The following is a 23,886-nucleotide window of genomic DNA, read 5'->3' as shown; positions in this document are numbered from 1 at the left end:
ACGCAGGCCCAGCCCGCTCCGGCCCCGACCCCGGGCGCGAAGCCCGGCGCGCCCAGCAGTGCGCCGATGATGGGTCAGGGCATGGGCAGCGGCATCATCGTCCAGCCCGGCGCCCAGGCGCAGGGTGGCCAGCCCGGCATGATGATGAACATGGACCAGATGCGCTCGATGATGGGGGGCATGTCGGGCCAGCAGGACGGCCAAGCCGGGATGATGGGACCGGGCATGATGGGGCCCGGCATGATGTCCATGATGCGACAGATGATGATGGGCCAGCAGGGCGGAATGGGCTTGCCCTTCGAGCACGTCGAGGGGCGCATCGCGTTCCTGAAGGCCGAACTCCAGATCACCGACGCCCAGGCACCGCAGTGGAACGCCTTCGCCGACACGTTGCGGGCGAACGCCAAGGCCCATCGGGCCATGCACGAGCAGATGACCAAGGGCGGCATGCCCTCCTCCTGGCCCGACCGGCTCGCTTTCCAGCAGAAGGCGCTGTCCACCCGGCTCGACGCGCTGAAGGCGCTGGAGTCCGCCGCCAAGCCGCTCTACGCCGTGCTGACCGACGAGCAGAAGGCGCTCGCGGACCGGCTGCTCCCCGGCCCCATGGGCATGAATTGAGGAGGCGGCCATGACGCACGAGGCCTCAGCCTATGGCCTGTGGGTGCCGGTCGCCCTCAACTCGGCCATCCTCATCTTCTTCGCCTTCAGCTTCGGCAAGCCGCAGTCGCCCCGGGACTGGCGGTTTTTCGGGGCGTCCAGCGCCTTCATCGGCATCCTGTTCGGCTTTCTGCTCCAGTGGCCGACCCCCCTGACGCTGGCGATGTTCCCGCCGCTGGTCCTGATGCACGTCCGTCTGGCCCGGTCCGAGGAGCGGGAAGCCCTCCGGGTGTTCGGAGCCGAGTACGAGCGTTACGCCGCGGTCACGCCGGGTTGGCTTTCGCGCCTTTCCTCCCATGGGCCGAACCACCCCAGAGTGGGAGGGTCGTTCGGTGCGTGATTCTGGTTGGAAGCTCCTGAAGCAAGCGGCGGCAACGACCGTCGCCGCGTCCCTGCTGGCGCTCCCGGCCGGAGCGCAGACGCTTCGGGACGCGGTCGAGGGCGCCTGGAAGCTCAATCCCGAGGTCAGGAGCCTGGAGGCCCAGAGGGCCGTGGCCACCGCCCGGCGCGGCGCCGGGGAGGCGCTGGTTCCAGCCGCCCCGGCGGTCACGCTGCGGCACACGAGCGACTACTTGAACCGGAACATCGGACGGCGCGAGTACGAGGCCGAACTCGGCGTCCCGCTCTGGCTGCCCGGCCAGGGAACGGCGACCGTCCGGGCGGGCGACGCGCTTCTGGCGCGCACCGACGCCGAGATCGCCGCGCGCCAATTGGCCGTTGCCGGAGAGGTCCGGACGGCCCAGTGGCAGGTCGCGCTGGCCGAGCGCCGCGCCGAGCTCGCCCGCCAGCGCCTCAAGGTCGCCCGCCAATTGGAGGCCGACACCCGGCGGACCGCCCGGGCAGGAGAGATCGCAGAGGCCGACCACCAACTGGCCCGCGCCGAAGCCCTCTCCGTCGCCACGGATCTCCGCGACGAGGAACTGGCCCTGGAGGAAGCCCGCCAGACGTTCCGGACCCTGACCGGCATGGCGCCCCCGAAGGCGGCACCGGAGCCGGACATCGGCGAGCCGCCGCTTGAGCGGCACCCCTCCCTGCAGGCGGCGCGGCTGGGCGTGCGGGCCGCGCAAGCCCAGCGCCAACTGGTGGACCTGACGACGCGCGACAGCCCGGAGGTCGGGCTTATGGCCCGCCGCGAGCGCGACAGCCGAGAGGAACGCTACGACACGGTGTTCGGCGTCTCCGTCCGCATCCCGTTCGCGGTCGAGGCCGTGAACGCGCCCAAGCGGGCCGAGGCGGCGACCGAGGTCGTCCGCTCCGAGGCCGAGCAGGCCAACGCCGCCCGCAAGGTCGAGTCCGACATCCGGCAAGCCCGCCTCGCCCACCAGGCGGCGAGCGAGCGCCTGTCGATCGCCCGCGACCGGGCTGCGGCCCTCAGAGGACGCCTGTCGAACATCGAGCGCGCCCGGAGGGCGGGCGAGATCAGCCTCGTCGAGTACGTGCGCGCCCAGGAGTCGGCCTTCGAGGCCGACCTCGCCCGCGCCACCGCCGAAATCCAGCTCGGCGCCGCCCGCGCCCGTATGAACCAGTCCTTCGGAGTTCTTCCATGACCACCCGAAGCCTTCTTGCCGCGACCGTCGTCGCCGCGAGCCTTGCCGCGCCGGTCGCCGCTCCCGCCCTCGCCCACGAGGGCCACGCCCATGGCGGCGATGAGCCGAAGCCGGTCGTCACGACGGCCGCCCCCACCCTGGAGACGTCCTCGTCCGACTTCGAACTCGTGGCGGTCGCCCTGGGAAGGACCTTGCTCGTTCATCTGGACCGCTTCGCCACCAACGAGCCCGTGAACGGCGCCATTATCGAGGTGAGCGCCGATGGCGAGGCCGCGACGGCCTCGCCCGTCGCCGGCGAGGAGGGCGTCTACCGCCTCGACCCGTCCTGGCTCTCAAAGCCGGGATCACATGAAGTAACCGTCTCCATCACCGCGGCCGACGCGGCCGACCTGCTGATCGGTACCCTGGAAATCCCGGCAGGTGCGGCTGAGGCGCAGGCCGGAGGTGCGCAGGGTGTTTCCGCCGTCCTCGGCCAGGTCCGGAACGATTCCGGCCTGATGCTGGGGGCGGTCATGGTCTTCCTGCTCGGGGTCCTGACCACCGTCGCCCTGACCCAGCGTGGACGCACGCGGACGGTCGCGGGCGCCGCGCTGGTCGGCATCGGCCTGCTGTTGGCGAGCGGCGCCGCCTTCGCCCACGGCGGCGAGGACCACAGCCACGGCGACGAGGACAAGGGCAAGGCACCGGCGGCGGCCGTCCCGATGGGGGCGACCGGCGCCTCCGAAAGCCCGCGGCGCCTGCCGGACGGCAGCGTGTACGTGCCCAAGCCGTCGCAGCGCCTGCTGTCGGTCCGAACCATCGTTGCCAAGCCGCAGGAGGCGGCGCAGACGGTGCAGCTGATCGGCCAGGTGATCGCCGACCCCAACGGCGGCGGCCACGTCCAGGCCACGCAGAGCGGCCGCATCGAACCGGGGGACAAGGGGCTGCCCTACGTCGGCCAGCGGGTCGAGGCCGGGCAAATCCTGGCCTACATCGCCCCCGCCGTGACTTTCGTGGACCGCAGCGGCATCCAGCAGCAGATCGCCGTGGTGGAGCAGGAACTGGTCATCGCCGCGTCCCGCCTCCAGCGGCTCCGGAAGCTGGAAGGCAGCGTGCCACAGCGCGACATCGAAGAGGCGGAGGCCAACCTCAACGGTCTGCGCAAGCGCCGGGCCGCACTGTCCCCCGCGCTGACGACCAAGGAAGCCCTGCGCGCGCCCATCTCCGGCGTGGTCACGGCCAACAACATCAAGGCCGGACAGGTGGTCGAGGGGCGCGACCAGGTGCTGTTCGAGATCGTCGACCCGTCGCGGCTGATGGTCGAGGCGGTCGCCTTCGATCCCCGGGTGGCGAACGCCATCAAGGCGGCCACGGCGATGACGGCCGACGGCACCAGCCTGTCCCTGGAACTCCTCGGCTCCAGTCTCGCGCTGCGCCAACAGGCGATCCCGCTGCTCTTCCGGATCGGCAATCCGCCCTCGGGGCTCGGCGTCGGCCAGCCGGTCCGGCTCGTCGCCCAGGTACAGGGTACCGCGTCCGGCATCGTCCTGCCGCGGCAGAGCGTGGTGCGCAACGCCAGCGGCCAGCCCATCGTCTGGCAGCACGACACCCCGCAACGCTTCGTCGCCCGCCCGGTGCGCACGCAGCCGGTGGACGGGAACACGGTGCTGATCCTGGCGGGCGTCGAGCCGGAGGCGCGCATCGTCACCGACGGCGCCGGTCTCCTCAACCAGGTCCGGTGAGGAGCGCCCCGCCATGTTCAACTTCCTCGTCAACACCAGCCTGCGCAACCGGCTCTTCGTCCTGGCCGCCGCGGCGATCCTCGTCGTCTACGGCTCGTTCGTCCTCAAAGACCTGCCGATCGACGTCTTCCCCGACCTGAACAAGCCGACCGTCACACTGATGACCGAGGCCGAGGGGCTGGCGCCGGAGGAGGTCGAGCAGTTGGTCTCCTTCCCGCTGGAGACCTCGATGAACGGCATGCCGGGCATCACCCGCGTCCGTTCGGTGTCGGGCGTCGGGCTCAGCATCGTCTTCGTCGAGTTCGATTGGGGCACGGACATCTACCGCAACCGCCAGCAGGTCGCGGAGCGGCTGGCCATCGTCCAGGGGCAGCTTCCGCCCAATGTCCGGCCGCAGATGGGGCCGATCTCCTCCATCATGGGCGAGATCATGCTGATCGCCATGTCCGGCGACGGCGTCAGCCCGATGGAGGTCCGTGAACTCGCCGACTGGGTGGTACGGCCACGGCTGCTCGCCATTCCCGGCGTCAGCCAGGTCATCCCCATCGGCGGGGAGATCCGGCAGTACCGCGTAGCCCCCGACCCGGCGCGCCTGCACGACCTGGAGATCACCACCGACGAACTGGTGAAGGCGCTCCAGCAGTTCTCGGCGAACACCGGCGGCGGCTTCATCGACCAGCATTCCCAGGAGTACCTGATCCGCAACATCGGCCGGACGACCCGGCTGGAGGACCTCCGCAACCTCGTCGTCGCCTACAAGACGGGGCAGCCCATCCTGCTCCACCAGATCGCCGCCGTGGATTTCGCCGCCCGCGTGAAGCGCGGCGACGCGGGCGTCAATGGCAAGCCCGCCGTGATCCTGTCCGTCCAGAAGCAACCCGGCGCCGACACCACGACATTGACCGCCGAGGTGGAAGCCGCCCTGGGCGACTTGGCGAAGTTCCTGCCGAAGGGCGTCCACGCCGACGAGATCCTGTTCAAGCAGGCCAACTTCATCCAGACCTCCATCGGCAACGTGGAGAAGGTCCTGCTGGAGGCGGTCGCCGTCGTGGCGGTGATCCTCTTCCTGTTCCTGCTGAACGTGCGCACCACGTTCATCTCGCTGACCGCCATCCCGATCTCGATCCTGATCACCGTGCTGGTGTTCAAGGCGTTCGGCATGTCGATCAACACCATGACGCTGGGCGGCCTCGCCATTGCCATCGGTGAACTCGTCGACGACGCCGTGGTGGATGTGGAGAACATCTACCGGCGCCTCGGCGAGAACCGGCGGGCGGGCAACCCGCGGCCCGTCCTGGAGGTGGTGGCCTCGGCCTCGCAGGAGGTGCGCTCGGGCATCGTCTACGCCACAGTCATCATCATCCTGGTCTTCGTGCCGCTGTTCGCCTTGTCCGGCATCGAGGGACGCCTCTTCGCGCCCCTGGGCGTTGCCTACATCGTCTCCATCCTGGCCAGCCTCCTTACGGCGATCACCGTCACGCCGGTGCTGTCCTACTACCTGCTTCCCAGGCTGAAGCGGCTGGAGGAGCACGACAGCTGGCTGGTCCGCAAGCTGAAGGCCGGGAACGCCCGGCTCCTGGGCTGGGCCTTCGCCAACCCGGGGACGCTGTTCGCCACCGTGGCGGCCGCCGTTCTGATCGCCGCGGCGACGGTGCCGAGCCTGCCACGCGCCTTCCTGCCGCCGTTCAACGAGGGCACGCTGACCATCTCCATGGTGCTGAACCCCGGCATCTCGCTGGCCGAGTCCAACCGGGTCGGGCTGGCGGCGGAGAGGCTGATCATGCAGGTGCCCGAGGTGGCCTCCGTCGGCCGCCGCACCGGCCGCGCCGAACTCGACGAACACGCCGAGGGCGTCCATTCCAGCGAGATCGACGTGGACCTGAAGCCGTCCGAACGCAGCCGGGCCGAGGTGCTGGCCGATGTCCGCACCCGGCTGGCCGCCCTGCCGGTGTCGGTGAACATCGGCCAGCCGATCTCGCACCGCCTCGACCACATGCTCTCCGGGGTGCGGGCGCAGATCGCGCTGAAGGTCTACGGCGAGGATCTGGACACCCTGCGCAGCCTCGCCGGGCAGCTTCAGCAGAAGCTCGCGGCGGTTCCGGGACTGGTGGACCTCCAGATCGAGAAGCAGGTGCGCATCCCGCAGGTGCAGGTTGTCGTCGACTACGAGCGCGCGGCGCTCTACGGCGTGACCCCGGCCATGGCGACGGAGGCGCTGGAGAGCCTGTCCAACGGCCGCGTGGTGTCGGAGATCGTCGACGGCACCCGGCGTTTCGACGTCGTGCTGCGCCTGTCGGACGAGGACCGCACCACCAGCGGCTTGGCGAACCTGCTGGTCGAGACCCCGGCGGGCCGGGTGCCGCTCAGCCTGTTCGCCTCGGTCGAGGAGACGGACGGCCCCAACCAGATCCTCCGGGAGAACGGCAAGCGCCGCATCGTCATCCTGGGCAACTCCGACGGTCAGACGGACATGGCCCGGATCGTCGCGGGCATCCGCAATGTCGTCTCCACGTCGCAGTTGCCGCCGGGCTACTTCACCAGCCTGGAGGGCACCTTTCAGGCGCAGGAGGAGGCGTCGAAGACCATCGCCGCGCTGTCGATGGTGTCGCTGGCGATGATCTTCCTGGTGCTCTACAGCCGCTACCGCTCGGCCGTGCTGGCGCTCATCATCATGGGCAACGTGCCTCTGGCCCTGATCGGCAGCGTTGCCGCCCTATGGATCGCCGGGCAGCCGCTGTCGGTGGCCTCGATGATCGGCTTCATCACGCTGACCGGCATCAGCACGCGCAACGGCATCCTGAAGATCAGCCACTGCATCAACCTGGTCCTGCACGAGGGCGAGACCTTCGGCAAGGCCATGGTGATCCGGGGCAGCCAGGAGCGCCTGACACCCGTGCTGATGACCGCGCTGTCGGCAGGGGTGGCGCTGGTGCCGCTAATGATCGGCGCCGACGCGCCGGGCAAGGAGATCCTGCACCCGGTCGCCGTCACCATCTTCGGCGGGCTGGTCAGCGCGACCCTGCTCGACACCGTCCTGACCCCGGTCCTCTTCCTCAAGCTCGGCGAGAAGCCGCTGAACCGTCTGGTCGCCGCCCAGGCCGGTTCGCTGCGTCCGGCCGAGGCCTACTGATCCCCCACACCAGCCCATCCAGAAGGAAACCACACCGTGAAGTTCTCGACCCTCCTCCTCGCCGCCGCCCTGTTCACCGCCCCGGCCACGGCCTTCGCCGACGGCCCGAAGATTGGCCCGAACGGCGGCCCCCGCGCCGATGCAGGGCCCTACCACGTCGAAGTCGTGCTCAAGGGCAACGACGTCGTCCTGTACGTGACCGACGGCGCCGACAAGCCGGTCGACGTGACCGGCGCCAAGGCCGAGGCGACCGTCCTGGCGAACAAGCAGACCCAGAAGGTCGCGCTCGAACCCGCGGGCGGCAACGCCCTCAAGGGGCAGGCGAACCTCGGCGGCGCGCACGACAACGTGAAGGTCGTGACTGCCCTGACCATGCCCGGCCAGAAGCCGGTCCAGGCCCGCTTTGAGATGGGCCATGCGGGTCACTGAGACCGGCATGGGCGGCATGAGGCTCCCCGCCCCATTCCGCCCCGCAAGCAAGGAGATGCGCGATGAGCGCCAAGAAGAAACTCGCCACGATGGCTGCCGCCCTGCTGCTCGGTGTCGTGGTCGCCGGGCCGGTCCAAGCGGCCGAGACCCTCAAGCTGAAAGAGGTCTCACACCTCCGCGGGATTGCCGTGGACTCCACAGACCCGTCGCACCTGTATCTCGCCTCGCATCACGGTGTGTGGCTGACCAACCCGGACCGGCTCTACGCCGTGACCGACAAGAGCGCCATCCTGGCCAGCCAGGACGGCGGCAAGACCTGGAAACCGTTCCGGTCGTGATGTGCCGGGGGATGTGGTGATGAAAGCGATGAAGATTGGCGTTGGCTTGGCCATGGGTGCAGCGATCACGGTGGCTGGCGTCCTCCTGCTCGCCGGACCCAAGGCAGGCGCCGATCCAACCGACGCCGTCCAGGTTGCTCAGGGCAAGGCGGTGTACGCGGAGCAGTGCGCGTCGTGCCACGGCGCGCGGCTCGAGGGCCAGCCGGAGTGGCAAAGCCGCATGCCGGACGGCCGCCTGCCCGCGCCGCCGCACGACGCCTCCGGGCACACGTGGCATCACCCCGACGCCGACCTCTTCAACATCACCAGGCAAGGCGTCGTTGAGTTCGCCCCGCCCGGCTACGAAAGCGACATGCCCGCCTTCGGCGACGTGCTGAGCGATGCCGAGATCTGGGCGGTCCTGGCCTTCATCAAAAGCTCCTGGCTGGAGGAGATCCGTCGTCGCCACGCCGCCCTGAGCGAACGCGCGAAGAAGTGAGGAGCGGACGCGAGCGGGCCACACAACGCGCTTGACCTTCCAGTCATTGGAAGGCGGAGCCTTGGTTTCATGGATGCCATCGCACGCCGGTGCCGGGAAGCGCGAACGAACGCGGAGGCACCGACGCCTGCATGCGAAGGGAGAAGCGAACATGAACGACCAGCACCGCAGCCACCCACACCGTCCTGACCACCACAGTCACGGTGGGCACGACCACCACGCCGGTCCCGACGACCGGTCCAAGGTGAAGGACCCCGTGTGCGGCATGATGGTCGATCCCGAGCGGACCGGGCATCAAGCCGGGCACGGCGGCCAGACCTTCCACTTCTGCTCGGCGCGCTGCCGGGATAAGTTCGTCGCCGACCCGGAGCGGTACCTGAAGCCGGAGGCAAAGCCCGCCGCTCCCGAGAAGGCCGCCCAGGCGTCGCCGCAGAAGGGCGTGATCTACACCTGTCCGATGCACCCGGAGATCCGCCAGGAGGAGCCGGGCGACTGCCCGATCTGCGGCATGGCCCTGGAACCGGCCGGAGCCACCCTCGAGGAAGGGCCCAACCCGGAACTCGTCGACATGACGCGGCGGTTCTGGATCGGCTTGGTCCTGAGCGTGCCACTGCTGGTGCTGGAGATGGGCGGTTACATCCCGGGGCTTGGGCTCCATGACGTGGTGCCGCCCCGCATCTCCGTCTGGGTGCAGCTTCTGTTGGCGACGCCGGTGGTGCTGTGGGCGGGTTGGCCGCTGCTGGAGCGCGGATGGCGGTCGTTCTTGAACCGCAGCCTGAACATGTTCAGCCTGATCGCGCTGGGCGTCGGGGTGGCCTACGTGTTCAGCCTGGTCGCGACGTTCCTGCCGGGCATCTTTCCACCGAGCTTCCGAGGCATGGATGGCGTGGTGGCCGTCTACTACGAGGCGGCCGCCGTCATCACGGTGCTGGTGCTGCTCGGGCAGATGCTCGAACTCCGCGCCCGCGAGCAGACCGGCGGCGCCATCCGCGCGCTGCTCAATCTCGCGCCCAAGACGGCGCGGCGCATCCGTACCGACGGCGAGGATGAGGAGGTGCCGCTCGAGGTGGTCCAGGTTGGCGACCGGCTGCGCGTCCGTCCCGGCGAGGGCTTGCCGGTCGACGGCGAGGTCCTGGAGGGCCGCAGCGCCGTCGACGAGTCCATGGTCACCGGCGAGAGCATGCCGGTCGGGAAGGAGCCGGGCGCCAAGGTGATCGGCGGAACGGTGAACCAGACCGGTGCCTTGGTGATGCGCGCCGACAAGGTTGGGTCCGACACCATGCTGTCGCGCATCGTGACCATGGTCGCCGAGGCCCAGCGCAGCCGGGCGCCCATCCAGCGCATGGCCGACGTGGTGTCCGGCTACTTCGTCCCGGCGGTGATCCTCGTGGCCGCCCTGGCCTTCGTCGCCTGGATGGTTTGGGGGCCGCAGCCCGCCTTCGCCTACGCGCTGATCGCGGCGGTCTCGGTGCTCATCATCGCCTGTCCTTGCGCGCTGGGGCTGGCGACGCCCATGTCGATCATGGTTGGTGTCGGCAATGGGGCGACCGCGGGCGTCCTGATCAAGGACGCGGCGTCCCTGGAGCGGTTCGAGACGGTCGACACGCTCGTCGTTGACAAGACCGGCACCCTGACCGAGGGCAAGCCAAAGGTGACCGCCGTGGTTCCGGCGACGGGCATCGCCGAGGCGGACCTTCTGACGCTGACGGCGAGCCTGGAGCGGTCGAGCGAGCACCCGCTGGCGGCCGCCATCGTCGCCTCCGCCAAGGAACGGGGCCTGCCGCTGCGGGACGTCGCCGACTTCGGCTCCGTCACCGGCAAAGGCGTCGTCGGGACGGTCGGCGGGCGCACGGTGTCCCTCGGCAACGCCGCAATGATGCGGGACCAGGGTGTCGCCCTGGGCGACCTGGAAACGCGCGCCGACGACCTACGGCGCGAGGGCGCCACCGCTCTCTTCGCCGCCATCGACGGCCAGCCCGGTGGCGTGATTGCGGTCGCCGACCCGATCAAGGCGACCACGCCGCATGCCCTGGAAACGCTCCGCAACGATGGTGTGCGGATCGTCATGCTGACCGGCGACAACCGGACCACGGCCGAGGCGGTGGCGCGCCGCCTGGGCATCGACGCGGTCGAGGCCGAGGTGCTGCCGGAGGACAAAAACCAAGTGGTGAAGCGGCTGAAAGCGCAGGGCCGGGTGGTGGCGATGGCCGGAGACGGCGTGAACGACGCCCCGGCGCTGGCCGAGGCCGACGTCGGCGTGGCGATGGGCACCGGCACCGAGGTCGCGATCCAGAGCGCCGGGGTGACGCTGGTGAAGGGGGATCTGGCGGGCATCGCACGGGCGCGGACGCTCAGCCGGAGGACGATGCGCAACATCCGGCAGAACCTGTTTCTGGCGTTCGTCTACAACGCGCTCGGCGTGCCGGTCGCGGCGGGTGTCTTCTACCCGCTGTTCGGGTGGACGCTGTCACCGATCATCGCCGCGGCCGCGATGGCCCTGAGTTCGGTGTCCGTGGTCGGGAACGCGCTGCGGCTGCGTCGGCTCAAGTTGTAGAAGGATCGGCGGGGAACACACCCGGTGGTCCGGGCGCGACAGAACGATGTTCGACTCCTGGCATTGTGCCCAGGTCCTCGCACCCAAACCAGGCACCTTGCGCGATGGGGCACCGGTCAAAGACCGGGTCTTGCCGGCCGATCTGGAACGCGTCCGGCGCAAGCTCGCCGCCGCACAGGTGGGTCCACAGCGCCTCCCAACGATGGACTCCCTGGAGGGCAAGTCCTCACCAGAACAGGGAGCCCCTTTCCGTGCCGATCCGAAGACCCTAACTCAAGCCGATTGACCGCTGTCCAATCGCCGCAAAGCGGCCCCAGCCGAGCTGGTGATCTCGTCACTCTTGAGGACCTGGCTGGAGAGCATCCTGTTTTGCATGTCGTTGCCGGACCCGGCCGCCCAAACGTACAGGAACTTGAGAGCCTGGCAAATTGTCTGGTGGGTGTTCCTGGCCCGATGGGCCGGGCGCTTCATCGTCCCCAACCAAGCGTTCGGCTGGAAGAGAGGCACGCCGTCAGAGTCGATCAGGAGGGGGAGGCGCTCCCCCCTCCATCACGATCATGCGAACCTGAAACCTTGCCAGTCCCTACACGCCTTCTCGGTGGCGATGTCACCGGCTGGATGAAGCCTAAGCTGACAAACGCATGCAACGGTGAAAGCGAGCAACACCCGTCACTTCAGGACCGCAACTTTACACAACAACCCTTGGTGCATTTTAGAACGGTTATATGTGCTAAAATTTGCAAACTAACGGACAAGTCTTTGCAATTGAAGAAGATTTTTAAACCACGGGAGATATACTGTAAACAAAAGGAGTGTTAAGTAGGGCGCGAGTGTCACCGCGAAGTGTAAGGCGGCGCAACGCGCCGACTCACTTCGCGGCGACACGAGTGCAACAACCTTCAGCGCTATGGAATTCACCCCGCAGCGCATATCGCTGACGCCGCCAGCCAGCCAGACCCGCACTTCTGAGGGAACCGAGATCATGCCGGCCGTCCCATCTGCGCCGTGACCACCACCGAATCGACCGCACCGGTGGGGTGCAGGCGTGCCGTCTTGAACTCGATCTCGACAACACCGGGCGCCGGGGCTCCCGCAGGTGCCGACTCGGTTGCGTCATCGGGTGACGCCGACTCCTCCGCCGCGACGGTGATCGGCGTGATGGCCGGCAGTGGTAGAGCAGGCTGACGTCTACGCCCAGACGCCGGGCAACCACCATCGCTTTCACCTCCGGTTGGAATGCCGTAAGCGTCCGCCCCGGTGCCAATCCTGCTGATCGGCGCAACGCAGAACATCTCCAGCACCGTTCCAGCCGACGAGACGGGCCATTGGCGATCTTGCTGGTCAGCAGCGCCGTCCGAATGACTCTGCCCCAGCCGCCACGCCATCGTTGCTTCAGTCCGGAAATCCAGGCCTATCAAGTCATGTGGTGGCGTAATTGGAAATTCCCTTCAGCGATTCGAGCCAACCTGAAAATGCTCTAGCCAGAAGGTTCGACATCCTGGTCTGGCAGCAGTGTGAACTCCGCGTCTGCGACAGGCCCCATGGCGCTCGGTACCTTGCGCTTTCCGGGCATGACAACGATGATAAACGTCCTGGGTTCCGTCTCATTCGTCTTTGTCAGCTTCTGGATCGATACGTTCTGGTCGATGCTGGTGGGCCGCCCATCGGGCTGGGATCTGTCTAGCACCAGCAAGAAGCCAATGCGTGTGTTAGCTGTGCCATACTCCACGGTCTGTGCGCCTCTGGCCTTGCGCAGCGCCTCGTGCGAGGCATTCCTATCCTCACGCTTCACCTCAATGACAATGCGCTGCCTCTGGTATTCGACCGAGATGTCGGCACGGCCACCGCCAATGTCGGAAGGCTCCAGTCTCGCCTGGCGCCCCATGAAAACGCCGAGAGATCGCATGCAGTCGTTCTGGAGAGCCTTCTCCAATTGATCCGTCTCGGAGCCACTCTTTCCTTTCGACCTGTACTTCCACTCGGTATCCTCAAAGAGGTACTCACCGCCAGAGTCATGACCCTTCGTTGTGTTCATCCGGTAGTCGAGGAAGTTCAGAAGAGCCCAGAGGATTACCGTCACCGCGCGCTCCACGTCGGGCTTCTGGAATTCTTTGACATGGCGGAGGTCTGAGATGCAGCGGTCTAGGATCTCGTCTACCTGAGGCGAGGTGCCATGCAGGACGACATTGCTTACGTGCGATGCCACCTTCCGCAGGACACGTGTAAAGCCGCTCGGGAGGTCGGGGGAAATGCCAAGTTCAAGGACGGCGCTTAGGCTTGGTGTGCCGCCGTCCCAAGGCGTTTTCCCGGCGGCGCGCTCCCGTTGCGCAAGGCATGCAGCAGGCTGGCTGCCGCTTCGCGCCATTCCTCATCGGCAGCGACCACCTCATCCAGCCAGTCCTCAATCACGGCGGCACCGAACTCATCTTGCAGAATCTGTGTCTGGATGGCTGGTTGAATGAACGTCTCCACGCCGCCCGCTCCCCGCCCTAGAACGACGCGGTTCGCGACGTAGATACCGAGGAGCCGGTAGCGGATGTCGATTTCGGCATTTCGCTCAAATGCGGCGGACGTGTCGGCGGCGAGGTGAGCAATGCGATCAGCGAGGTCTCGCCAACGAACCAACTCGGTCCAACGGGCGCCCATCCAATCCCACAATGGCACCCGCGGTGAGGACCAAACATCGGCGATGGAAACCTCTAGCAGGATCTCCCTTCCCCGATCCTTCATTTCGTCGCGGCTTTCTCCCCGCCTGAGGGCAGTGAGCATCGCGAGGATTCCACTGTAGGCGACAGCGTCTGGACGGTGTTCCCGAGCGGAGCGGCACGCCTCGAAGTGGCCCCGCGCTTCCTCGAAGAGGGCGTCCGCCTGTTTTAGGTCGGTGGCTTCCAGCCCATAGTGGAGCCTTGCCATGCCCAACTCGAACAACGCCTCGTCGCGGCCACCTTGGGTCGTCGATGCGCGCTCCAGCATTCCGATAAGCACCTCGGCGGGCCAATGGGAATGGGCTACTCCTACCACTTTGGCTGCGCGACGAGCAAACTCCGGCTGGCTCTCGGGCATCTTGATCCGTCTCAGCTTGTCCAGCAGGCGATGCTGGAGGTCTTTGGGATGCGCTAATGCCAACTGCAACGACGCGCCCAGTGCCACCCAACGCGTCACCTCGTGCTCGGCTGGTTCCGCCGCTCGCTCAAGGAGGGCGGACTGGACGTCGTCTGCTAGGTCGAGTCCAATTGGGCTTGCTGCCAGCTTTGCCATGGCGTCCCGGTAGTCCGATGGTCTTACACCATCGCCACCCACGGGCACCCTTGCGCAGGCCAACACGAAGTCCAGCAACGCCTGATCGGTGCTGCCGCAAACAAGTTCAGCCAAGGTTAAGTCCAGGACCTCTGGCATAAATGTAACGCGGGCAATTTCCGTCTCACGCCCGTCGAGAAAAGCCACGCCACCTAGATCGGCAAGCCGCTCCGGCTCCCGGCCCTCGAAGGCGGCGATGATCTCCTCCTCTACACTCAGCATGGCATTGTCCTGAGGACCAGCGTGCTACCAGATCATATCGCCGCCAGTCGCCACCAGCCTAAACTCTTCCGGCACCGTCGCCTCGAACTCCGACACCCTGGCCGTCCCGACAAAGATCTGGAGTGTGGGTAGCTCATCGCGCAAGGCGGCAAGGCCCTGAGCCATCTGCTCCAGATCAGCTGCGGTCATCTCCTGGGCACCAGGGGTGTCGATGAACAGGATGCCAGGGTGTCGGCCCACCCCCCTCCTTTGGGCGACCTTCATGAGCGCGACAACAAGTGCAATCTTAGACCTTAGCTTATCACCGATGCTCGACCTGCTGAACGGCGTTCCTTCATCGTCCGGGTCGTCTTTCACCAGATACAGGTGCGGGTTTGCTGTGAGCCGAATGCGCTCCAGGTTAGTGACCCCAAAAGCCCGAAGGAGCTTAAAAGTCTCCTGCTCGACGTCGCCTAGAACCTCCGCCTGCTCGGCCTTTAGGCGCTCCCGGAACACCCTCTCGCATGCCTTGGCGATCGCAGTTTCAGGGGATTCCTGCCGTTCTGTAGGGCTGCCCAGGTCACGCTCAGCCTCAGCAATCATGGCTTCAAGAACGGCTCGTTGAGGGCCATAGGCGTCCAGGAGGCTCCCTTCGGCCTGTTGTTCCCTCCTGGTGCGCAGGAGCGCCTCAAGCCGACTGACCTCAGCCTCCGCCTGCGCCACCTCGTCAATGGCTCTATTCCTCTCCGCGTAGGCTTCGGCATATGCATTTTCGCTAAGCCAAGCGTTTCCTTCGAGCGTAGCTAGTGCATCTTCGACATCCGCCGAATTCTCGGTCGGCGCCTCTCCGCCACACACCATGCAGGCCCGCGCGGTGGCCTCCCGTTCCTTGCGCTCGTCGCCAAACGCTTGGTCACAACGTGGGCAGCAAGTGGGGGTCAAGCGCCTGAAGACGCGCTCGGCAGCCCGTGCTTCCTTGAAGTCTTGCAAAGCTAGCTTGTCAGCGTTCATCTCTGTGCGTGCAACAAGGGAGCTTTCCAGCGCCTCGTTCCGGACCCTACGGAGTTCAGCGGCCCTGTCATAGGCAACGGTTAATTCGTCGGCGGCGGAGCGAACACCCTCCAGCAATTCGACTGCCGACGACGCTCCACACGGTGGTGTCGGCAGTGCCTCCAATTCAGCCCTCAGCCTAAGAAGCCGAGTCTTGATGTGCGCCGCGACTGCACGGGCAGCCTGGTCCTCCTTGTCCTGCTCAGCGCCGAGGCTCGTTATGATGTTCTGGATGCGAGCAACGGCAGAGGCATGGCAGAAGCCGCAAAACATATTCAGGAGACGGTTCGCCAACCCGTCCAGTGGCGTGTCGCCCAGGATTGCGCTGTACTCCGTCCCCATATGGAATGCCGCAAAAAGCGATGGCCACCTGTGGTGAACCGACGGCTCCCCGTCACGCATGCCCACGATGGGCTCCAGCCCAAGGCGCGACATCATGAAGTCGGACATGCCGTGCTCGAACTCGTCGGGGCTTGCGGCCGTCATTAGCGACGCCTTTGGTTCCCCCCCGTGCAACTCAGAAAGTTCTGCTGTAAAACCGTCTCGCAACTCGATGGACACGCGGTGTTGAATTTCACCGAGTTGGAAGTCCATGCTTGCGCGGTGTATCCACTTCACAACGCCGCCAGGGATCTGGGCGGGTCGGCTCCCGCGGAGAAGCCATCTCATGACGCCAAGAAGGCTCGTTTTGCCTCGGGATGTGCCCTCGGAGCCGATGAGCCAAAGGCCCGGGCCAAGTCCACCCCAGGTAAAGTCGAAGGGCTCTCTGCGGCCCGACAGAGACTTTTCTCCACTGAAGCTCACGCTGCGGATCGTGAGATCCACAGGGCGCGGAATTAGCGCCTGCGGCCGGAGGTCGCGCCGCTCCAAGAAATCCGCGACTTCCTCGACCGGACGCTTGGACAGTGCGGCGATAGCCTCTGACCAAGTTCCGGCCAGTGGATCGATCCTGTTCTTGGACATCAATCAGGCTCCGTGGGTCATGGCTTCAAGCCGCTCGGCCACTCGGCCAGCTATGGACGGTATAAGATGCCGTCCGCGGGTCGTAGCGTACTCAATTTGCTGGTACTGCCGCTTCTTGAGAACGGAACCCCGCTGGCCCGCCGCCACCAGCAGAACCAGCCGCATACGCTCGGCATACCAATTGTAAGCGATATTGCTCTCGAGTTCTGCCGCCAACTCCAAAGAGCCGGGCAAGAGCAGGAAATCATTGGCTGCGCTCCTGGGCCCAGCATGGCGCATAACCGTTCGAACGAGACCGACGGAGGACAGGATCGCCATCTCGTCGTCGATGGGCTCGTAAGCGCCGTGCCGCCACTTGGCCATGCCGTCCCGCCTGAGGATAGGCTCATCATCCTCAAGCATTCGATGGACGACGCCAATGAGCGACGCATCTGGCTTCAAGGCGGCCAAGTCAAGCAATTCGTGCGCCAAATAGTCTGGATTGCGAAGCCAGAACATGAGGGCATGCAGACGTGTCTCGCCTCTGAAAATGGCCACCTCACCGTCCGGACCAAGCGGGGACACGAGTTCGGCACCTGCGACCAGAACGGCAAAAAGTCGCATGGCCTTCTGGGCGGTTGTCATGACCCGGGCCAAGCGGAACCTCTGGTAGCTCAAGGGAATTCCAGGGATCTTTACCTCGTAATTAAGCCATAATCAATAAGGGGAGTTTCTCAGTTTGAATTTCTCCGCGCCGCCCCCGACATGCAGGGGGGCCATCATCTGCTTACCAGGGAGTGACCCATGGCGCTTGCCGACCTACCGCATGTCGCGCGTGTCGACACAGAGCAGGAAATCTCCGCCGAACGCGGGATAGAGACAGTCGCCGTGATTTACACAGATTTGGTATTGGATGAGACGGCGCCAGACTACGATAAGGCCGCTGTTGATGCGCTGGTACAGGCCGCTAACAACATGCTGGAGTCGGTTAGGCCCCATGGCCCACGGCGGATATCCCTTAGGAAAGCCGGAGGTTAGGCCACCGGTTCCTTCTCCCGGTTCTTGTACGGCCCGTGCTTCTTCGGCGGCTCCGCCCGCTCGTCGATGCGAAGGCGATTTCCTCCATGCCCCACAGACGATCCGCGACCATCCAAGTCATAGCGATCAGAGCAAACGTGCGCCGACACAGACGAGGATTGATGATCCCTGGCAAGGCCTCTGATTGATGCTCCGGCCTGGTGAATAAACGCCCCTAGCTTTCAGACCGTCTCCTGTCGATTGGTGGCAGCGGCATCTCCAGTTCTGCTGGGGCGATGCCGCGCGCATGAGCATTATACTGGTAGCGAATGAAGAGGTCTTTGTAGCTTTCGACCAACCTTTCCAGGCGCCCGATCTCCTGCACTTGCCTCTCAACCTTTTGGGTTAGGAGGGCAACGGCCGGATCGATTGGGCACGGCTCCGGCCGGGCATTCCTCTTTGCCGCGTAAGCCTCCTTGATGGTTTCGTGACGTTCCAGGGCTTGGCGCGTCCACGTGAGCCCCAGATCCCTGGCCGACTCGGCGATGATCTCGTTCCAGGTGATCGGGCGTGGCCATCGCTTGATGATGTTCCGGATGGCATCGACGTGTTGGTCGGTGATCCGTACGCGGCGAGCATTTTTTCCTCGGCCCTGGATCGTTTCTGCTTTAGCCAAGGGTGCCTCCGTCAAGTGGCCGATCTGTATAGCGGCTCGGCGTCGCCGGGTTCACGTGGACGAGCGTACCGTCCGGGATGGTTGAATCACTGTGGACCCCCAAGATTCGCCGCAGGCCCGTCACAATGGAACGCGTATGGGCGACGTGGTTCGATGCCCCGTAGGTCTCTTCCACTACCTCCTGAAGCGCCTGCTTGAGAACCCATTCGTTCTCATCGAGCAGGGTCTCGGCACGTCCCTTCTGGTCAGCATCTCCCTTCTTGACCAAGTGGTCGCCACAGTCCGCGCAGCTCCCGTGGTTCGGACAGGGCGCGAGGCTCCAGTCGTTGATGCACATGCCGATATCGGTGGTATGGACCGTGGCTAACACGCTTTCGCGAAAGGATTCGCGATCGACGGGCGGCAGGCGATCATGGATGTCCGCGATGGGGCCGCGGATCTGGCCCCTTTCCATCATGCCGCGGACCTGCTCAGCGTATTGTGTTCCGGATGCGTGGTCGTAAATGGCATTCTGCCCCATGTCTTGGCGGCCAAACCAGCGGGCGATTTCGTGCTGCCCCATCCCGCCCTGCTGTGCCAAGGTGTTCAGCCAATGGCGGAACATGTGCGAAGTCATTGCCATCGGCGTGCCGTCGGCCTCGGTGAACCCGAACCTCTCGAAGACGGATGTTACCCGATCGCTTCCCTGAACCCGCCCCCCGAGGAAGTCACGGATCTGCCCGTCCGTCAGGAACGCGACGACGCATGGGTTTGTCGCTTTCTCCATGTGGAATAGATTCAGGGGAACCAGGAAAAGGTATTCAGATAACCTCAGCGGCAACGGGGAGCGCGACAGGTCAGGTTGCTCCGTCAGCAATGCCGCTTCGAGATCAGCACGCCGCACATGCCACGCCCGGCCGATCACCTGTACGGGCAGCTTGCGCCTCCTGACCCACTGGGTTCGTGAGGTTCTGCGGGCCAAGCCGAACAGTTGCCCCAAATCCTCCATCGAAAAGAGTTGGTCCGGTCCTCCATCACCGAATTGAGCCGGGATGTACGCGCGGCCAGGATGGGCCTCGATGAATCGCGCCACCGGCCGAGCTTTTGCTGAATGGTGGCGTATGTCCCTCACTGCACGCTTTGCCAAGTCCACCATGACGCTCGGCATCCACTTTACGCGCGGCTCCCCGCCTTTCTCCGGCCAGTACCGAATACCGTAGCGGAAGACGGGCTGCCCGTCGTTACCGAGCACTGGGCGCCCATTCTCGAACGCCTCCTCCTCGATCTCGCAATCATCCGGCAACGTCAGCAACTCGTTGATGCGCCAACCACCGCAGACGAGCAATTCGACAGCTCGCATGCGAAGGACATCCGAGGGTTCGTCAACGAGATTAGCGATCTGGGCTAGTGCGTCGAGCATTTCCGGCGAGGGCAGTTTCTCGGCACGGCGCATGTCATGCTCCTTGCCAATGCGCGTGTGGTCGTAGCTCACGCGTGCGAATGGATTTCGGAAGTCGATGCGAGCCTTGCTGATGCCATAACGGTTCAGAGCATGGGCAATCTCGACCAGGAACAAGCCGATGCGGTAGCGACTCGTCTCCGCTTCACGCTCCTTGCACACGTTGGCAGCCAACTGGAAGTCAATCGTCAGAAACCGGCAAGGGTCGTGCCCACGATCGGCGAGAGTGTCGTGAAGATAGCGGGCTGCGCGAATCAATGTACCGTGGTTTTCTGGCGTCTTCGACTTGGCCTCCTGCCGCTGCCGCACGAGTGCCTTCACGAAGGAAGCGAACGGTTCGGTCAGGGGAGTACGCCCATTCATACTCTTGGACGTGCCGCCCTCATAGGTCGTGAAATACAACATGTTGCGCTGCCGGGCGTTCGAAGCACGTACAGTCGAATGCTCCGTTACATCCCAGACGGGCGCGTCGAAGTCGAGATCGCGCCCGAACGCCGTCACTTCATTGCGAGCCCGATCGATCACCGCCTCCAAATTGGCCCGCGCGTCGCGCAGCCGGCCCGACGGCAACACCTCAACTGGCATTGGCTGCCTCGCTCTGGCGAATGAACTCGATGCGCCGTACCACGTCGGCGATGGCCAAGATCGTGTTGTCGAATAGGGCGATCATTTTGCCATCCTGCCCATCGTCGAGGCGGCGCTGCCGCTCTTGCAGCAACGCCTTCAATGCCTTGTCATGGGGTGCGTCCATCCAGGGTTGGAACTTAACGCAGGTATAGCAAGCGATAGGAGCGGCCAAGCCGCAGAACGAGAACGAGCCGCAGGTGCCGAGCGGTTCCAGGGTCCGAGACTGCTTGTCAGCGTGGTAAATGCGGCTGCTTTTGCGGTGGCCACGCTCCGCTTCCGATTCGGAGCGGACGATATGGCCGAGGAACGCCTGCGATACGGGGCCAAGTTCCAGCGCCATGGCTGCATCGAGCTTTTCCACGATGTCTGACTTTAGGTCAAAATACACACGGATGTGCTGGAGGTCCGTATGGTCGAGCGCATCGGCGAGCACTCGGGGCGAGGCACCCTCGCGAACAAGCCGTGTCGCGAATGTATAGCGCAGGCGGCGGGCCGTCACCTTGAGCGGTTGGCCGGTGCGTGGTGATAGGACATTAAGCTTTGCAACCGCGGCGCCAACGAGTGGGGTTATCTCTGCGGTCCTATGGTGGTACCGGTACTCGCCAAGAGTCCCATCCCCGTCGATGTCTATGCGTGGAAATTCACGCCGGAGCAAGGGACGTCCACACCTACCGTCGATTTGGCTGGAGTTCTCCCTGTTCTCCGCGATCAGCAGATCAACCAGTCGACCGATTTCAGCGGTGAGCTTGCGAACCCGGAATTGTGTGCGCTCAACAGGATCACCCTTCTTGTGGCGGGGCACACGGATTTGGAAAACGACGCCCTCGGCGTCCGCCGCGGAGATCCTTTCGAAGTCATCCTCCCTTAGGAGGGCAAGCGGACCTGAATTGCATCCAAGCGCAATGCAGAGCCAAAGTCCGACCTGCTCCTTCAAGGAGAGGACACCGGTCATTCGGGCGGCGCGCAACGCGTTGTTAAGAGCAACAATTTCAGTATCGACCAGAGGCCCCTCCTCCGGATCGGCTGATTGCACGGCTTGGCCCTTGGAGCCTCCGCCAATGACGACTTCGTTGAATTGGAAGGCAACTTCGGCAGAAAAGCTCTCGAAACCTTGGTCGCAACACCAGTTGAACCAATGGCGCAGCCAAAACAGCCGGTATCGTTGGTGCGCCTCGAATTTCTCGATCGCCTCGCTGATCGCCCGATACGGGATCTCCTCGCCTGCCATGCACGCCGATTGAAACGCCGGGGATACCCATAATCGTTTCAACACATACCAAGCATTTATAGCCGAACCGACCGAAAAATTGCGTAATAGATGCTTCATATACGCTATAGTGGCGGTCAACACTGTTTCGCTTGGAATTTTAATTTCGCCCCAGTCCAACTTAACTGGTTGGGTAGGGTCTGAAATCTTCCAGACTGCCCCCGAAACATCGATAGGTCGACCAGCGCGATTGATGATCACTTTCTCATCCAAGAATTTATCCATACGCGCAGGTATGTCGGGGAACAATGACATCTGATTTGGATCAGCCATTTGCACTCCTCTCCTGCAATCGCAGCATCAGGCTTGCGGCTTGAACCTCGGTCGTGCGGTTCGTGTAGGTAGCCGCACGTTCAGAGTGCTTCTTCCATCCCATCAGGTAGTTGCGCAACGCCATCTCCTTCGCGTGAGTGAGGCGGTCATCAGGCGCCACTGGGGATGTCGTCTGCGCTTGGCGCTCTGCATCGCAGAGGTCCGAAAACCGGTCGTTCCAGTCGTGGCGCAGCATGTGCGGCGACAGGTTGCGCGGGAACTCGGGGAAGCGGTCCCGGATGCGGATAAAGAGGTCATTGACCGTGCGCAGCGCCATCGGCCGCCCGTTCTCGGCGACGAAGACGTAGGGCGTCTTCTTGGCGCCCGGATAGCGCGTCCGGTCGGCACGATGACGGATCAGCCAAGTCTCGACAGCCTGCCGGAGGTTCTGTCCAACAGGCAGAAGGCGACCGGCGGTCTTCACCAAGGGTTCGTCAGGCCGCGGGTCGTCCGGATCGTCGGCACGACGATGCACGTGTAGGGACGGCTGATTGCCGGAGAAGCGCAAGTCGCCCGTCTTCAGCACGAGCGCTTCGGCCCGACGCAGTCCAAGCTCGTAGTACATGAGGAGCAACGCGTAGTTGCGGTAGCGGTGCGCGGGATCAAAGGGGTTCTCTGAACAGTCGGGATGAACGATCTCCAGGAACCGCGCCCGCAATTCCGGAGGCAGGCCGTACTTCTTCGCAAGCTTTCCGCTCCGGACCTGCCCAGCGATCATCGTCTTCCAATCGGCGAGCTTCTGGGCAGCATCCCGATAGCGCCCCGAAGCAATAGGAATGCGGTGAAGCGCCAGTTCGACGCGCCACGCGATGTAGGCGCGCACATCAAGCACCCGCGCGTAATGGGTCTCTGCATCGACGATATCGGGGACGCTATTGCGGGTGTCGACCGCACGCCGCTTCGGCTTGACACCTTGCGCAGTCAGTTTTTCGGCCTTGGTCGGCTTCCTGCGGCTGAGACGCAGCCAATTGACAAGGTCCGTCGTCTCCTCCTGGGTGAGAAGATCGCCCGAGTCGATGCGCTGCGTGAGGTCGATGCCGCGTGTCCCGGCCCATTCCAGCGCGAGGGCCACAGCGCGCATGGCCTTGGCCATGCTGTTCACCGACCCGCCCTTGCTTCTGAGAAAGACGGCGCTATAGCGCGTTGTGAACGGGTCCGGCAGGCCGGTTGCCTTGTCGATCAGGAGAGCGAAGCGCTCACCGCCCTCCATGATGACGTTGTTTACACTGTAGCGAGCCGAATCCCTTAGCATGACAGCCGTGTGGGTCCCCTGTTTTACACAGGAGAGTCCCACACGATTCAGGCCGGATCAAGGGCTTTGTGCGACAGCCAAGAAACTATCTAACTTGTTGATTATACTTTCGTTCAAGCGAGATAGTTTACACTTGGCCTTAGCCGCCGCCTAGAACGGGATTTCGTCATCCAGGTCGTCGTGCTTGGGCGGAGCACCGCCGCCGCTGCGGCCACCACCGCCACCACCGTAGCCGCCACCGCCGCTGCTGCCGCCGCCGTAGCCACCGCCACCACCGCCGCCACGCGACTCGTAGCCGCCACCGCCGCCGTAACCGCCGCCGCCGCCTTCGCCTTCACGGCCGCCGGTGAAGTCGATCTCGTTGACACGCACCGACAGGCCGGCGCCGCGGGTGCCGTCGCGCTTCTCGAACTCGCGGAGCGTCACCTCGCCGGAGATCACCACGGCCTTGCCCTTGGTCAGGTGCGGCGCCAGAGCCTCCGCGCGGCGGCCCCAGATGGAGCAGTCCACCCACTGGGTGGTCTTGCGGTCGCCGAATCCAACGTCGTTGGCGACGCGGAAGCCCAGAACCTTTTCACCGCTCTGCGTGGAGCGAAGCTCGCCATCCGCGCCGAGGCGCCCCGTAAACGTCCATACATTCATCGCACGTGTCTCCTAGCGCGGGTTCCCGGTATCCCATCCGACCCGTTCGGGCGCCCGGCGGAAGGGCGTCCGGATACCGGGGGTGTCTGTTCGCAGGGCCGGTTTGATCCGTGGTCCGGTCCATGCCCGCCCCGCCTTGCGCTTCACAAAGCACGGGGAACGGGCACGGGTCAACCGCCGCCGCCGGAGCGCCTTGCCCCTTCCGTCCGGATCAACCCGCCCGGCCCGCACAGAAGAGAACACTCCATGAACAAACATAGCAGAGAGAGTCCGTGTCGCCAACCGATTCCTTAGCGGCTCCCCATCATCGT

General features: G+C 64.9%; 19 protein-coding genes. 9 read left to right on the top strand and 10 right to left on the bottom strand.

Features of this window, described 5'->3' with window-relative positions; all coding sequences use genetic code 11:
- From GBZ26_RS11440 to GBZ26_RS11400, 9 genes are all read left to right on the top strand, one after another.
- On the top strand, positions 1 to 618 hold a 618-nt coding region (locus tag GBZ26_RS11440), incomplete at its 5' end, for a Spy/CpxP family protein refolding chaperone (protein ID WP_211104707.1).
- Positions 619 to 628: 10 nt separating this feature from the next.
- Positions 629 to 997: a methyltransferase family protein gene (locus tag GBZ26_RS11435; RefSeq protein WP_174438948.1), complete on the top strand. Its 369-nt coding sequence runs from the start codon at positions 629 to 631 to the stop codon at positions 995 to 997.
- Positions 990 to 2,204, top strand: coding sequence for a TolC family protein (locus GBZ26_RS11430; protein ID WP_174438947.1), 1,215 nt, complete (start codon positions 990 to 992; stop codon positions 2,202 to 2,204). The genes GBZ26_RS11435 and GBZ26_RS11430 overlap by 8 nt, the downstream gene beginning before the upstream one ends.
- Positions 2,201 to 3,925 (top strand): efflux RND transporter periplasmic adaptor subunit, encoded by a 1,725-nt coding sequence (locus tag GBZ26_RS11425; protein WP_174438946.1) that lies wholly within the window; start codon positions 2,201 to 2,203, stop codon positions 3,923 to 3,925. Before GBZ26_RS11430 ends, GBZ26_RS11425 begins: the two co-directional genes overlap by 4 nt.
- Positions 3,926 to 3,938: 13 nt before the next feature.
- Positions 3,939 to 7,055: an efflux RND transporter permease subunit gene (locus GBZ26_RS11420; protein WP_174438945.1), complete on the top strand. Its 3,117-nt coding sequence runs from the start codon at positions 3,939 to 3,941 to the stop codon at positions 7,053 to 7,055.
- Positions 7,056 to 7,091: 36 nt separating this feature from the next.
- Positions 7,092 to 7,484 (top strand): hypothetical protein, encoded by a 393-nt coding sequence (locus GBZ26_RS11415; protein ID WP_174438944.1) that lies wholly within the window; start codon positions 7,092 to 7,094, stop codon positions 7,482 to 7,484.
- A gap of 62 nt (positions 7,485 to 7,546) precedes the next feature.
- Positions 7,547 to 7,822 (top strand): beta propeller repeat protein, encoded by a 276-nt coding sequence (locus tag GBZ26_RS11410; protein ID WP_174438943.1) that lies wholly within the window; start codon positions 7,547 to 7,549, stop codon positions 7,820 to 7,822.
- Positions 7,823 to 7,841: 19 nt separating this feature from the next.
- A complete protein-coding gene (locus tag GBZ26_RS11405; RefSeq protein WP_174438942.1) occupies positions 7,842 to 8,300 on the top strand; it encodes a c-type cytochrome in 459 nt (152 codons plus the stop codon).
- A 151-nt stretch (positions 8,301 to 8,451) separates the two neighbouring features.
- A complete protein-coding gene (locus GBZ26_RS11400) occupies positions 8,452 to 10,854 on the top strand; it encodes a heavy metal translocating P-type ATPase (RefSeq protein WP_174438941.1) in 2,403 nt (800 codons plus the stop codon).
- 980 nt (positions 10,855 to 11,834) lie between these two features.
- On the opposite strand, the gene GBZ26_RS11395 is transcribed toward GBZ26_RS11400, so the two are convergent.
- The 10 genes from GBZ26_RS11395 to GBZ26_RS11350 form a co-directional block, all read right to left on the bottom strand.
- Entirely contained in the window at positions 11,835 to 12,239 is a 405-nt protein-coding gene (locus tag GBZ26_RS11395) for a hypothetical protein (protein ID WP_174438940.1), read from the bottom strand.
- 92 nt (positions 12,240 to 12,331) lie between these two features.
- On the bottom strand, positions 12,332 to 12,946 hold the full coding sequence (locus GBZ26_RS11390) for a hypothetical protein (protein WP_174438939.1): 615 nt from the start codon (positions 12,944 to 12,946) through the stop codon (positions 12,332 to 12,334).
- Between the two features lie 179 nt (positions 12,947 to 13,125).
- The gene (locus tag GBZ26_RS11385; RefSeq protein ID WP_174438938.1) at positions 13,126 to 14,373 is read right to left on the bottom strand and encodes a hypothetical protein; all 1,248 of its coding nucleotides are present in this window, start codon (positions 14,371 to 14,373) and stop codon (positions 13,126 to 13,128) included.
- Between the two features lie 24 nt (positions 14,374 to 14,397).
- Positions 14,398 to 16,365: a coiled-coil domain-containing protein gene (locus GBZ26_RS11380; RefSeq protein WP_174438937.1), complete on the bottom strand. Its 1,968-nt coding sequence runs from the start codon at positions 16,363 to 16,365 to the stop codon at positions 14,398 to 14,400.
- A gap of 3 nt (positions 16,366 to 16,368) precedes the next feature.
- Positions 16,369 to 17,001 carry a hypothetical protein gene (locus tag GBZ26_RS11375; RefSeq protein ID WP_174438936.1) on the bottom strand — a complete coding sequence of 211 codons (633 nt, stop codon included), beginning with the start codon at positions 16,999 to 17,001 and terminating at the stop codon, positions 16,369 to 16,371.
- A 595-nt stretch (positions 17,002 to 17,596) separates the two neighbouring features.
- Positions 17,597 to 18,037 (bottom strand): hypothetical protein, encoded by a 441-nt coding sequence (locus GBZ26_RS11370; RefSeq protein WP_174438935.1) that lies wholly within the window; start codon positions 18,035 to 18,037, stop codon positions 17,597 to 17,599.
- Positions 18,030 to 20,060: a hypothetical protein gene (locus GBZ26_RS11365; RefSeq protein ID WP_174438934.1), complete on the bottom strand. Its 2,031-nt coding sequence runs from the start codon at positions 20,058 to 20,060 to the stop codon at positions 18,030 to 18,032. Before GBZ26_RS11365 ends, GBZ26_RS11370 begins: the two co-directional genes overlap by 8 nt.
- On the bottom strand, positions 20,050 to 21,642 hold the full coding sequence (locus GBZ26_RS11360; protein ID WP_174438933.1) for a tyrosine-type recombinase/integrase: 1,593 nt from the start codon (positions 21,640 to 21,642) through the stop codon (positions 20,050 to 20,052). The genes GBZ26_RS11365 and GBZ26_RS11360 overlap by 11 nt, the downstream gene beginning before the upstream one ends.
- Complete coding sequence (locus GBZ26_RS11355) at positions 21,635 to 22,933, bottom strand: tyrosine-type recombinase/integrase (RefSeq protein WP_211104706.1); 1,299 nt, start codon at positions 22,931 to 22,933, stop codon at positions 21,635 to 21,637. The genes GBZ26_RS11360 and GBZ26_RS11355 overlap by 8 nt, the downstream gene beginning before the upstream one ends.
- Positions 22,934 to 23,083: 150 nt before the next feature.
- Complete coding sequence (locus tag GBZ26_RS11350; RefSeq protein ID WP_174438931.1) at positions 23,084 to 23,575, bottom strand: single-stranded DNA-binding protein; 492 nt, start codon at positions 23,573 to 23,575, stop codon at positions 23,084 to 23,086.
- Between the last annotated feature and the right edge of the window lie 311 nt (positions 23,576 to 23,886).

Origin of the sequence: Azospirillum formosense, from assembly GCF_013340925.1 — a bacterium.
Lineage (GTDB): Bacteria > Pseudomonadota > Alphaproteobacteria > Azospirillales > Azospirillaceae > Azospirillum > Azospirillum formosense.
This window is presented reverse-complemented; position numbering and strand designations above follow the sequence as displayed.